The following is a 13,553-nucleotide window of genomic DNA, read 5'->3' on the forward strand; positions in this document are numbered from 1 at the left end:
GAATCGAGAGCTTAAGCCCAAGACTCATCCGCAAGTACAGTCAGCGTTGGCTGCTGTATCAGTTCTAAATTTTTAAGTGGCTGATCATTAATCTGTAAATCAGCATCTAAATCTAATAAAGGAATCACAACGAAATCTCGTTGTAGAATGCCTATGTGCGGCACAGTTAAGCGCTCATTGTGAATTTTTTCATTGCCATAAATAAGCAAATCCAGATCTAAGGTTCGCTCACCCCAACGACGAAGTCGTACACGGCCTGCTTCTTGCTCAAAACGTTGTAAATGATCCAGCAAATCTAAAGGCGCAAGATCGGTATTTAATTCTGCAACTGCATTTAAATAATTTGGCTGATCTTGAGGTCCCATAGGCGGACTTTGATAAAGTCTAGAGACTTTAACCATTCCTAACGTCTTAAGCTTAGCAATGGCTTCAGATAAAATTTGACGTGAATCGCCTAAATTACTTCCTAAACCAATATAAGTGGTTATTGTCATTGCGTTGGCCCAAAAACGACTTGGCTTAAATCACGTTGTACCCGCTTACGTTTTAAAATTGGATGATCGCCTATCACGCCTGCTTCAGAAGTAGTCGCTTTTTCAACAAATCGGCCAACTGCCTGATCTTGTCTAGTACGTTCTTTTTTCCCACGGCGAGTACGTGGTTCCGGAATATCAACCAAAGGTTCAATTTCCGTGTCAACTTTATTATTTTCAATAGGCTCAGCAGCAGCTTTACGACGGTTTCTAGCTTTCTGACGATTATATTGGCTAATCGCAGCTTCTTTTTCGTCATTTGACATTTCTTGGTAGGCTTCCCACCAGCTTCCCATTCCTTGTGTTGTGTCATCACCTGACTTTTCACGAAGTAATAAGAAGTCAAAACCTGCACGGAAACGAGCATGTCCAGCCAATGCTTCTATTTGCTGTGGTTTTGGATTAAGCAAACGGGTCTGCATTTCCCAAACTTCACGAATAAAAGTTTCTGCAAAGCGAGGAATAACTGTACGTGTTGCTTGGCGTTTTAAGACATCTAAACCAGCCTGCGCACGGGCTTCAGCCGGCACAATACCTTTAGATAAATAAAACTCACAACGCTCTAAAAATGGTTGCCACAATAACACTGCATAGAAAAATGCTGGGTTAATTGTTTTCCCAACTTGAATACGTTGATCTGTATTCTTTGCTGCTCTGAGAATAAACGGAGTGAGATTAGGCTGAATATCTGCAAAGAGTTGCTTCCAGACACCAAACTCGATCAACATTGGCAAAACACGCGCCAAATGCCCCATTGTGAAAAGCTTCTGAGATTCATCGTATAAGCGATGCGGAGAGACATCACGCAGTAATTGCGTCATTTCAGCATCAAAGATATCGAGAATATTTGAATCAATTTTGAAATTCAACTTGGCTGCAAAACGTAGAGTTCGCAGCATACGCACTGGATCTTCTTCGAAGCGCTGTGCCGGATCGCCCAATAAACGTAAAGTTTTATTTTTTACATCGTCAATTGCTTTGCAGAAATCAAGCACAATACTCTTACGCGGTTGGTAATATAGCGTATTGATTGAAAAATCACGTCGAGCAAAGTCTTGTTCGATAGTCCCCCAGTTATTGTCACGTAAAATCATGCCTGAGGCACTAGTGACTGCTTTTTTAGGAGGGGCACGGAATGTAGCAACTTCAATAAGCTCACGCCCTGAATAGACATGTGCCAATTCAAATCGACGACCAATGATTCGGCAACGTCTGCCAAAAACTTCTTTAATTTGAGAAGGTGTCGCATTGGTTACTGCATCGAAATCTTTAGGATTAAACCCTAGCATTAAATCACGGACACCACCCCCAACAATATAAGCTTCATAGCCAGCTTTAGTCAGGCTATCGATCACATCTAAAATCGAAGAAGGAAGTTGGGCTGTGGACAAACCACATTTTGACGCTCGCAAGGTTTGCAAAAGACGCTGTCTCCTACGTCAGGACGTAAATAACAAGTTGTCGCTAATCATAGCTCTAACGCACACAAAGGGCAATTTGATTCTCTGTAGTTTGCGCATGAAATGACAATTGACAAACAGATGATTTATAAAGTCAAACGTGCTTTATTCTTTTCAAAAATGGCTGGACCAATGCCCTTTACGCTTTTTAATTCATCAATATTTTTAAAGCCACCATTTTTTTGACGGTATTCTACAATCGCTTGAGCCTTTTTCTCACCAATACCTTTTAACTTTTTAAGCTCATCAATATTGGCTTGATTCAAGTGAACTTGTCCCGAAGAGTCAGTCATGGCTGAGCTTTTTTGAATACTAGAATGAGAGACGTGTTGCATGCTTAACTTCTGATCATACATCTGCTGTTTAGCCTTCCACTCCTTAAAATTTTGATCAAAAGATTGAGCCTGAACAAAGGTTGAAGAAATCAGGCTCCAAAATAAAATAATAAAAATATAAGACTTACTCTTCCAAAGATTCATGCTGAGCTGCATGTGTTTTTTCCCCTAATCTTAACTGCCGCTTTGCCTGATTCCACAATTCATCCATTTCAGACAAGGTCATGTCTTCTAATGTTCTTTGCTGTTTTTGGGCTTGATCTTCAATAAAAGCAAAACGGCTTCTAAATTTATGTATTGTTGATAAAAGTGATGTTTCACTTGAAATCGCAAGTTTACGTCCTACATTGACTAATGAAAACAGGCAATCTCCAAATTCATCTTGAATTTCATCAATATTTTGATTTTTTAGTGCTTGCTTAAACTCGTCTAGCTCTTCTTCTAGTTTTCCATAAGCATCTTCTACGGTTTCAAAGTCAAAACCAACTTTTGCGACATTTTCTTGAATTTCTTGTGCCTGCAATAGAGCTGGTCCATGCTTAATTTCATCCAACCTTGATTGCGGATTGCCTTGTTTTTCTTGCTGTTTAATTTGTTTCCAAAGCTCACTTACTTGCTCTGGCGTTAAATTATTAAATTGATCTGCCTGAAAAACATGTGGATGACGGCGTATTAACTTTTCACTTATTGCCTCAACAACATCTTGAAAGTTAAAAGCACCTTGCTCACTAAACATTTGTGATTGAAACACAACTTGTAATAACAAATCGCCTAGCTCATTTCTGATTTCATCGATATTACCCTGACGAACAGCAGCCTCAACTTCATATGCTTCTTCAATCGCATATTTAGTCAGTGACATTGGAGTTTGTTGTTGATCCCACGGACATTTTTCTCGTAACTCTTGCATGATTTTAAGCAATTTATCCATGGTAACCCTCAAGTTTAAAAAGTCGGTCAGTAAAACTAAGATTTTAATTTGTTATGATCAAAATCAAAGCGATTAAATCAGTCGCACTATTGTACTGACAAAGAGAAAAAAGATGAGATACAGTATTCTGATTAGTGGTGCCGCTCAAGGTATTGGGGCTGAAATTGCACGCGTATTCTACAAACAAGGATATAAAGTAGGCATTTATGATATTAATGAATCGCTTGCTCAAGAATTGGCAAACGACTTAGGGCCAAATGCCCGTGCCGGCTATCTAGATGTAAGTGATTACGACCAATGGCAACGTATATTAAAAGAATTTACTGAATGGTCTGGCGAACTCAACATCTTAGTAAATAATGCCGGTATTTTATATTCTGGCGCATTTGAAACAACTGATATTAAAGCCCACCAAAGAACAATAAATATTAATGTAAACGGTGTCATCAATGGCTGTCACGCTGCCCTAGCTTATTTAAAGCAAGCGTCTTTTGCACGTGTTATCAATCTATCATCAGCTTCTGCAATTTATGGACAAGCTGACCTTATTTCTTACTCAGCCAGTAAATTTGCTGTTCGCGGAATTACTGAAGGTTTAGATGTGGAATGGAAAAAATATGGTATTCGCGTTTTAGATGTGATGCCGCTGTTTGTGCAAACTGCAATGGTTAACAATATGGATGCAGGCACTATTCAAAATATGGGGATAGATTTAACTCCAAATGATATTGCTCAGCAGGTGCTTACGCTTGTAGAGAAAAAGGCTCATTTCTGGACGCCTACTCACACTCCAGTTGGGATAAAAACCAAACTGCTTTATCAACTCTCAACTTTAAGCCCTCAGTTTTTAAATCGGCTCACTAACATTTATTTATCGAGAAAATAATTCAATATAAAAAAGGCTGTCATTTGACAGCCTTTTTACTCAATTTATTTAAACACCTTGAATCATGCGTCGCGCACTAATAATTCCAGGCTGTTGCTCTAAGCGAGCCAATAAGCGAGAAAGCTGTGCTAAACCTTTCACCTCAATGAGCAACTTCATATTGGCAATACCATCTGCTTCAGAAATTGTATTGACCTGACGAATATTGATTTGGTCAGAGAAAATCACTTGAGTTAAGTCTTTAAGCAGACCACGACGATCATAAGCTTCCACCACAATTTGAACGCTTTGACCACGTGTCGGCTGCATTTCCCAATCGGCTTCAACAGCACGCTCTGGTTCTTGCTTAATCATACGCTGATAATCTGAACAAATGACTTTGTGGATGCTAACACCACGATTCAAAGTAATATATCCAGCGATTGACTCACCATGTACGGGCTGACAGCACTGCGCGATATGCAGTTCCACATTGTCTAAACCATCAATTAAAATTCCATGAGCCGACAATGTATGGCTAGCACGTGGATTTAATGCTGGTTTAAGCACTAGTTCAGGTTCATCCTGATCTAGATGCATTTGACGGTTCACCTGATTAATCAAGGCATGTAAGCTAATATCACCGCTTACTAGACTCACCAAAATGTCATCACCCGTTTTCACGTTAAAATGTGATGAGTAATCATTTAGGTCGATACTTTTTGGGTGAATCGCTAGACGAGCTAACTCTTTATTAAGAAGTTCACGGCCAACTTCAAGATTTTTACTACGATCTTGCTGTCTAAACCAATGACGCAGCTTGTCACGAGCACGAGAGGTTTTAATATAACCTAAAGAATTGACCAACCAATCTCGGTTTGGATCACGATCTTTTTTAGTTAAAATCTCAACCTGCTCACCAGTTTTTAAAGTATAGGTAAGTGGCACGTAGCGCTGATTAACTCTCGCTGCATAACACTTGTTTCCTACTTCCGTATGGACATGGTAAGCAAAATCTAAAACTGTTGAGCCACGTGGCAATTCCTTAATATCACCATCACGACTAAAAACGTAAATCTTCTCAAAGCCTTCAAAGTCTTGTAACTGTTCAAAGCCTTCTGTTTCATCTTCGTTTTGATGTACCGTCGTTTCATTGCGCTCTTGATAGTGTTCTAAAACAGCACGCAATGAATGCAAACGATGATTAAAGGAATGGTCAGTATTCTTTGAGCCTTCTTTATAGTTAAAGTGCGAACATACGCCTAATTCTGCTTCGTCATGCATCTCATGAGTACGAATTTGTACTTCAAGCGATTTATTCTCGGCAATTACAGCAGTATGCAAAGAGCGATAACCATTTGCTTTCGGGTTGGTAATATAGTCATCAAACTGATGCGGAATGTGACGCCAAATTTGATGAACAATACCCAAAGAGTGGTAACACTCAGGAACACTATTGACCAATACACGTAAGGCACGAATATCGTAAAGCTGATCAAAACTCAGGTTTTTGCTTTTCATTTTTCGATAAATCGAATAAATGTGCTTTGCTCGACCTGTGATTTCTGACTCGATTCCGTAAGACGCTAACTCATTTTTTAAACGATCAATCACGAACTGAATATAGTGTTCGCGCTCTAATCGTTTTTCATTGAGTAATGACGCAATTTCTTTATAACGATCTGGCGCTAAATAGCGAAAAGCGAGATCTTCAAGTTCCCACTTAAGCTGAGCAATACCGAGTCGATGTGCCAATGGCGAATAAATAGTAAGAATTTCACGTGCTACGCGTTCTTGACGCTCACGAGATGAATTTGCTAGTTCTCGTAAAGAATAGGTACGTTCAGCAAGTTTAATTAAAACAACACGAACATCTTCGGTAACCGAAATCAGCATTTTATAAATGCCACTTAAATGTTCTCGTTGATTATTATTAAAATGATCTTCTAACCGTTTATTTTTCTCAATGAGTTCCGAGAGCTTACCCATTGCCAAAGTACCTTTGACAAGGTTATAGACCTGCTCCCCAAATTTCTGTTTTACTTCTTCTATATCAGTAATGTCTTCACGCACACTACGATAGAGCATTGCTGCCGATAGAGTATCTTCATCTACATGGAGATGCGCCAGAATGTCAGCCATTCCAACGCCTGTAGCGAAAGTATTTGAACGATGATTAACCGTTGAGTCCAACTCTTTTTGCAGGGTTAAATGAGCAACCTGCTCAAGCTGTTCAAGCTTCGCCCCATCTAATATTTCACGCACCCGATCCAACCATGAGGCTAAACCGATTTGCGTTTCGGCGGCATGCTCTACAGTCGTTTCCTCGGACAACTCAGTTAGTTGTTCAGGTAACTGTTCACGTACTGTGACCATACCATTCTCCTCAATATGTAACTCATGTTTTTAATCGTTTATCTCTTGAATTTTTTCAAATAGTGCAATGGATTCAACATGTTCTGTGTGCGTAAACATGTCCATCACAGCTGCTTTTTTTAACTGGTAACCATATTGGACCAAAACACCCGCATCCCTTGCCAGTGTAGCTGGATTACATGATACATAAACGATTCTTTTTGCTCCAAAATTTGATACATACTGCATAATTTCATATGCACCAGCACGAGGAGGATCAATCAATAATGCATCAAATCCTTGATTTGCCCAAGAATGATGCGAAAAATCTTTTGTTAAATCTTGTGAAAAGAAGGTTGCTTGCACCAAACTATTGCATTTTGCATTAGCTGTTGCCCGCTGCACCATTTCTTCACTCCCTTCTACACCGACAACCTGACCACTCTCACCAACACATCGTGCTAACGGGAGTGAGAAATTGCCTAAACCGCAAAATAGATCAAGTACCTTTTCACCTGGTTGCAATTGAAGCAATTCACATGCCAATTGAACCATTTGTTCATTTACTGTGGCATTGACCTGAGTAAAATCCAATGGCGAAAAAGCAAAATTTACATCAAACCGCTCTAAGGCATAGTGTAAACGTAAAGCACCTTTTTCATCATCAATACGATGAATACTTTCAGGCCCCTTAGGCTGCAAATACAACTGCCACCCTTTGTCTAACGCAAATTGCTTTAATTGGTTGACATCAGAATTATTTAATTTTTCTACATGACGAACCAACAAAGAAACTTCATGATCACCTTTTGCTAATTCTACATGACCTATATGCGCTTTGCCTTTTAGACTTTGGAGTAAAATACGTAGCTCAGGCAAGCTATCTGATAGTTTTTTATCCAAAACACTACAAGTGTGGATAGAAGTTAGTCGATTACTATGGTGTTCACGAAACCCCATAATTAAGCGATCTGGCTTTGGCAGATAGCGCACCCCTATTCGAGCACGTCGACGATAATCTGTTTGTAAAGATCGAATTGGCTCAAGCCACTGTTCAGGCTGAATTCCAGCAAAATGTTGTAAATGCGATTGGAGCACACTTTGCTTTAAGCTGATTTGTTCATCAGGATCGATGTGCTGCATACTACAGCCACCACAAATACCATAATGAGGACAAATTGCATCTCTACGATGAGTTGAAGGCTCCCCTAATAACTGCACCATCTCAGCTTCTTCAAGACGCTTCGCTTGATGGGTAATCTGAGCCTTTACAGTTTCTCCGGGCAATGCATAACGAATAAAAACTTTCTTGCCATGCTTATCTGCTGGATGATCAGGATGAGAACCATAATGCGCAATTCCCCGCCCCTCATGAGAAAGTGTTTCAACTTGAAAAATATATTCAGGTTGTTGAGGCTTGCGAGATTTGGCTTGTTGTTTCAAAGGATGAACCTAAAAATCTGAAGGATTAAAATAGTGAGAAGTAAATTCAGTATGTTTCGAAGTACGTTCCCATACTTCAATAAAATCAGACTGTTGCGGCATGGTCTGTAAGTATTCAATACTCGAACTAATCCAGTGGTTATGTTCATCTACGCTCAACTGGCCTTTTAGTACGAGCCAACGTAAATAAATAAACCATGTATTGAGTACATCCCCTTCACAATAGCTAGTCAATTTTAACCACTGTTGATTACGAACATATTCAGGCACATGATAACCCGATTCACCGCGTTTACCCGGCAAACCTAAAATGCAGGCAATATCATCAAGCTTTTGAAAATTACGCCCATTAAACATTGCCATCACGTCCATTAAATCAATGTGGCGATGGTGATAACGGTTTTGGTAATTATTAAAACGCTTCTGGCTATCAATCTCACCTTGATCAAATAGACCAGGTGCAGAGAGCCCATGATACATAGCGCGAAACAGAATGACAGGTAAATCAAATTGTGAGCCGTTCCAACTCACTAAAGTCGGATGACGCTTATCAAAAATTGACAAGAACTTTTGCAAAATCTCAGCTTCAGAATATTGTTCACGACTAAAAGAGAATAATCTAAAGCCAGACTCATCAATCCATAGACCAGAAATACAAACAATTTCATGCAAAGGTAAGCGCTGAAAATCCATGCCTGATTCTTGACGACGGAGTTTAGTCAATGCTTGCTCTACATCAGCCTCTGGTAAATCAAGATGATATAAATGCGCTCCCGCTTTTAAATCAGTTAAAGTTTCAATATCAAAAACTAAGGTAGGGAAACGCATTATTTCTCTCAATTATGAGTTATCGTCCTGTACTGAAAACAATCCTGTAGACAAGTAGCGGTCGCCACGGTCACAGATAATGCAAACAATAACAGCATCTGGATTTTCTTCTGCAATTTTCACTGAAGCCCACACCGCCCCACCAGAAGATGTACCTGCACTAATTCCTTCCTGACGTGCTAAACGGCGAGCCATTTTTTCCGCTTCAATTTGCGGAATATCCATAATTTGATCAACACGTTTCGGATCGAAAATCGTAGGTAAATATTCTTGTGGCCAACGGCGAATACCAGCAATATTTGAACCTTCAGAAGGCTGTAAACCAATAATTTGAATATCGGGATTTTGTTCTTTTAAATATTTAGAAATACCCATGATGGTACCAGTTGTACCCATTGAACTCACAAAATGGGTAATCTTTCCACCTGTTTGCTTCCAAATTTCAGGGCCAGTTGTTAAGTAATGAGCTTCGACATTATCTGGATTGCCAAATTGATTGAGGACCAAACCTAGACCTTCAGCTTGCATTTGCAAAGCCATATCTCGTGCAGCTTCCATATTCGGCGCTTCAATCAATTCTGCACCATAAGCACGCATAGCATCCTTACGTTCCTGACTTGAATTCCCCGGCATGATTAATTTCATTTTATAACCACGCATTGCTGCAACCATTGCCAAAGCAATACCTGTGTTCCCACTGGTTGCTTCAATCAAGGTGTCACCCGGCTTAATTTGACCACGTTTTTCTGCTTGCATAATCATGTTATATGCAGGACGATCTTTTACAGAACCTGCCGGATTATTACCTTCTAATTTTGCTAAAACCGTCGCTTGCGTATGAGAAGCTAAACGCTGCAAACGAACTAGAGGTGTATTACCTACATAGTGATCTAACAAAAATTCGTCGGCTAAAAAGTCAGGTTGTGTATTACTCATGATCAACACCTATATCGAGGTGCGCCTATTGTATGAAAAAATGCTCGGTACTGCACCCATTTCAATATGCTTTTTCATGAAAGCGATTAAAGCTCGGTCATTTATAAAATGCCGTCTGTTTTAAAATAAAGCGTGATAAGATGCCGTACAGAGAGATAAATCTGATGTAGCCATGTCTAATTTCAATAAAACCTTATCGAAACGCTTACGTCTGAATCATGCATATGGGCAATTGATTGCTCTAATTTTTGTGCCGATTATGATTTTAACAGGGGTCGGTGCTTTTCTGGTTTTAACTGAAACGTCACATTCGGTAAAACAACAACAGCTACATCACGCCTCAGCGATTCTAGCTCGCTACAATCAGATTTCGAAAGATCTATATACACTGGTTGAACTACAACCCGATGAATACGATCATGCCCAGCACATTATGCAAAGCATGTTTAGCGAAAAAAATCTTAAACGCGCGGTATTAATTGATAACAATGGACAGACTTATTTAAGTATTGGTTATCGTGATAATCGTTATTGGCCTAGCTTTCCTAGTAATAATATTTTTTTTGGTCCCATCTCTTATAACCATAATAATATTTATGGAATGCAGATTAGTAATAAAGCTGGAAAAGCCCCAGTTTGGTTAATGATTGAAATGGATAACCAACCTTTAGAGTTGGCACGTTATCGCATTATGATCGCTCTCGTCATTACTGGATTAATGACCTTACTATTACTTTTACTGTGCTTGAATTTTTACTCTCGTCGCTGGATTGCGCCGATGTATGAAATTCGCATGCAGTTGCAACGTCTAAATGCTGATACTCTAGACCAGCACCTAGTCATTAACAGTACTGGAGAGCTGCGCTTACTACAACGTGATATTGCAAATGTTGTTAAGCGATTACACTTTAGCTTTTTAGAATTAAAAGAACACACCGAACAAACAGAAGAAGACTTACGCAGAACCTTAGATACCTTAGAAGTCCAAAACATTACTTATCGTCAAGCACGAGACCAAGCGATTTCATCAAACCAAGCAAAGTCAGTTTTCCTTGCCAATATTAGTCATGAGCTTCGAACACCTCTAAACAGTATTGATGGCTTTATTCATTTATTGCTTCGTCAACAAAATTTAAATAACGAACAAAATCTTTATTTACAAACCATTCGTAAGTCATCCGCCCATTTATTGGCATTAATTAACGATGTATTAGATTTCTCGAAAATTGATGCGGGTAAATTAGAACTTGAAACAGCACCTTTTGATTTAGAAGAAGCCATTTTTGATGTCATGGATATGCTGTCGCCTTTGGCCGCTCAAAAACATATCGCCATGGCTTTTTACTATGCCGACAACATTCCACAAGAAGTGATTGGCGATGCTTTACGCTTCAAGCAAATCTTGACCAACTTAATTTCTAATGCAATCAAATTCACTCCAGATGGTGAAATTATTGTTCGCGTTCGTATGGAACATGATGATATTGGGCAATGTCTGCTTCATTTCAGTGTTCAAGATAGTGGTATTGGTTTAAGTGGCACAGACCGTAAAAAACTATTTGAATCATTTTCGCAAGGTGATGCATCGGTTACACGTCAATTTGGCGGTACAGGTTTGGGTTTAGCTATTTCTAAACAACTTGTTCATCTCATGCATGGTCAAATTGGTTTTGAAGATAACCAAGAACGCGCTCCAACAGAAAAAGGCTCGACCTTCTGGTTTACCGCACAATTTGTGGTAGATGAAGATTACGAAATCGAACACCCACACTTTGAGCATTTACAAGTGGTGTCTTATCTTGCGCACCCTGCTACAGCAAGTGTTTTACGTTACTACCTTGAAAACTACCATGTTCCACACATCGAAACACAATCGATTCTGGACTTGTTTAGCCGCTTAAAACATCTTGATCAGAAAGATAATACATGGCTCATTGTTGACCATAGCGGCGATACTGAAGCGTTATTAAAAGAAATACGCAGTCGTTATCAAGGCAATTTAGCCGTCTATGGCTATCAAATGACACTTGAGCCAAACATGCTCAGTGAATACCGTGCTCGCCCTCTCTATCAACCATTAAGTCGAAGCGGACTCATTCAATTATTAAATGATCAACCTATTTTTGAAGAGGAACAACAAGACTTTAATGGTCAGGGTTTACACATTCTGGCAGTAGATGACCATTTGCCCAACTTAATTGTTTTAGAAGCCTTACTTGGTGAGCTAAACGTTAAAACAACTAAAGCACTTAGTGGTCAAGAAGCACTTAACCTGATCCAAGAGCGAATTGATCAGAAACTTAAACCATTTGATTTAGTGTTTATGGATATTCAAATGCCTGTCATGTCAGGTATTGATACAACTCGTGCTATTCGCTCTTTAGAATCGACTTTAGACGGAGAAATGCAGCTTCCAATTATTGCACTAACCGCGCATGCGCTTGCTGATGAAAAGCAAAAACTCCTGAAAGTAGGCATGAATGACTATGTCACCAAGCCAATCCAAATGGAGCAAATCATCCAGATCTTAACGCAATGGACTAAAAACAACTTTACAGCAAAAGCCTTAGATAAAGACCATCATGTCGTTGCAGAAGCTTTAGATCCACAAATTTTAAACTGGCAACAAAGTTTGCAGCTAGCAGCAAATAAAGAAGACTTAGCGCAAGATTTACTTAAAATGTTAGTTGATAGTTTTCCAACTGAGCTAGATGAAATGCAGCAGCTCATTGAGCTTGAAGACTTCCCTCAACTTGAGCATGTTTTACATCGCCTTTATGGTGCTACTCGCTATGTAGGTGCACCAAAACTACAACAAGTCACTGGTGACTTTGAGCAATTTATTTCAACGTTGCGTAAAGAACGTCGTATAGCAGATGAAGGCTTCATTGAAGAAGTAATGCAGCGCTTTGATGAACTCGGTCTTGTCGTTAAAGAGGTAGAAAGTGCAGCCCATCAAATTCTGGTGATTCCTGACTAACATCTCTATCAAAAAGGCATGACTGGACTGTCATGTTTCCAAATTACAGCCATGTTATGCTCCGTTCATCTATAAAAAAAGAAGCGGAAATCTCATGGCACTCTTACGTATTGAAAAAAATAATGGCATTGCAACGGTATATTTAAACCGTCCAGACAAACGCAATGCAATGAGTTTTGCCTTATTAAAAGAGTTAGTTTCAACTGCAAAAGCAATTAAAAAAGATAGAGATATTCGCTGTGTTATTTTGACAGGCGAAGGGAATGTGTTTAGTGCTGGAATTGATTTATCTGACCTAAACAATCCGAAAAACTCTGCTTTTGCCATTTGGGAACTTGTAAAACCTGGACAAAGCCTTTTTCAAAAAGCATTTCTGACTTGGCAGAATTTACCTGTACCAGTTATTGCTGCATTAGAAGGATATTGCTTTGGTGCGGGGATGCAACTTGCCTTGGCTTCCGACATCCGGATTTCTCATCCAGAAACAAAAATGTCGATTATGGAAAGCCGTTGGGGTTTAGTTCCTGATATGGGACTTACTCGCTCGTTAAAAGGCTTAATTAGCGTTGACTTAGCAAAAGAACTCACCTTAACTGCTCGTGTTTTTGACGGAAATTATGCAAAAGAAATTGGTCTTGTGACTCATTTAAGTAACTCACCTCTAGAGAGAGCACATGAGATTGCAGCTGAAATGTTGCAGCGCTCACCTGATGCCCTCACTGCCGCAAAACGCGTACTAGATGCAATGGAGCATCAACCAGAAAAATCATTACGTCTAGAAAAAATCTGGCAACTTAAATTATTACTTGGTAAAAATAGCAAACTTGCTCGTAAAAAAGACAAACATCCGGAAGTTAATTTTTTACCACGCCAATATAAATAAAAAG

At 39.4% G+C, this 13,553-nt stretch carries 11 protein-coding genes; 3 read left to right on the forward strand and 8 right to left on the reverse strand.

Going from position 1 to position 13,553, the window contains the following annotated elements; all coding sequences use genetic code 11:
• Nucleotides 1-11: 11 nt before the first annotated feature.
• The 4 genes from folK to mazG form a co-directional block, all read right to left on the reverse strand.
• Nucleotides 12-494 (reverse strand): 2-amino-4-hydroxy-6-hydroxymethyldihydropteridine diphosphokinase, encoded by a 483-nt coding sequence (folK, locus tag ACS604_RS09735; RefSeq protein WP_013198930.1) that lies wholly within the window; start codon nt 492-494, stop codon nt 12-14.
• On the reverse strand, nt 491-1,954 hold the full coding sequence (gene pcnB, locus ACS604_RS09740; RefSeq protein WP_004794561.1) for a polynucleotide adenylyltransferase PcnB: 1,464 nt from the start codon (nt 1,952-1,954) through the stop codon (nt 491-493). Before pcnB ends, folK begins: the two co-directional genes overlap by 4 nt.
• A 125-nt stretch (nt 1,955-2,079) precedes the next feature.
• Nucleotides 2,080-2,484 (reverse strand): ComEA family DNA-binding protein, encoded by a 405-nt coding sequence (locus ACS604_RS09745; RefSeq protein ID WP_474771541.1) that lies wholly within the window; start codon nt 2,482-2,484, stop codon nt 2,080-2,082.
• Nucleotides 2,453-3,259: a nucleoside triphosphate pyrophosphohydrolase gene (mazG, locus tag ACS604_RS09750; protein ID WP_151963963.1), complete on the reverse strand. Its 807-nt coding sequence runs from the start codon at nt 3,257-3,259 to the stop codon at nt 2,453-2,455. The genes ACS604_RS09745 and mazG overlap by 32 nt, the downstream gene beginning before the upstream one ends.
• Nucleotides 3,260-3,371: 112 nt before the next feature.
• Between mazG and ACS604_RS09755 the strand changes: the two genes are divergently transcribed.
• The gene (locus ACS604_RS09755; protein WP_151963964.1) at nt 3,372-4,145 is read left to right on the forward strand and encodes an SDR family oxidoreductase; all 774 of its coding nucleotides are present in this window, start codon (nt 3,372-3,374) and stop codon (nt 4,143-4,145) included.
• Between the two features lie 48 nt (nt 4,146-4,193).
• Here ACS604_RS09755 and ACS604_RS09760 read toward each other — a convergent pair whose 3' ends face one another.
• From ACS604_RS09760 to cysM, 4 genes are read right to left on the reverse strand one after another with little or no spacing between them, the layout of a single operon-like run.
• Nucleotides 4,194-6,500 carry a RelA/SpoT family protein gene (locus ACS604_RS09760; protein ID WP_005302395.1) on the reverse strand — a complete coding sequence of 769 codons (2,307 nt, stop codon included), beginning with the start codon at nt 6,498-6,500 and terminating at the stop codon, nt 4,194-4,196.
• A gap of 30 nt (nt 6,501-6,530) precedes the next feature.
• Nucleotides 6,531-7,922 carry a 23S rRNA (uracil(1939)-C(5))-methyltransferase RlmD gene (gene rlmD, locus ACS604_RS09765; protein WP_151963969.1) on the reverse strand — a complete coding sequence of 464 codons (1,392 nt, stop codon included), beginning with the start codon at nt 7,920-7,922 and terminating at the stop codon, nt 6,531-6,533.
• Nucleotides 7,923-7,931: 9 nt separating this feature from the next.
• Entirely contained in the window at nt 7,932-8,750 is an 819-nt protein-coding gene (locus ACS604_RS09770; RefSeq protein ID WP_296527125.1) for a 3'-5' exonuclease, read from the reverse strand.
• Between the two features lie 12 nt (nt 8,751-8,762).
• Nucleotides 8,763-9,686, reverse strand: a complete 924-nt coding sequence (cysM, locus tag ACS604_RS09775) for a cysteine synthase CysM (RefSeq protein ID WP_151963971.1) — start codon at nt 9,684-9,686, stop codon at nt 8,763-8,765.
• A 172-nt stretch (nt 9,687-9,858) separates the two neighbouring features.
• Here cysM and ACS604_RS09780 point away from each other — a divergent pair, with 172 nt between their 5' ends.
• Together ACS604_RS09780 and ACS604_RS09785 are read left to right on the forward strand one after the other, a co-directional pair.
• Entirely contained in the window at nt 9,859-12,666 is a 2,808-nt protein-coding gene (locus ACS604_RS09780; RefSeq protein ID WP_174730024.1) for a GacS-like sensor histidine kinase, read from the forward strand.
• 94 nt (nt 12,667-12,760) lie between these two features.
• Nucleotides 12,761-13,549 (forward strand): crotonase/enoyl-CoA hydratase family protein, encoded by a 789-nt coding sequence (locus tag ACS604_RS09785; protein WP_474771546.1) that lies wholly within the window; start codon nt 12,761-12,763, stop codon nt 13,547-13,549.
• The last annotated feature ends 4 nt before the right edge of the window (nt 13,550-13,553 follow it).

Source organism: Acinetobacter sp. Li1LvA2, from assembly GCF_056156705.1.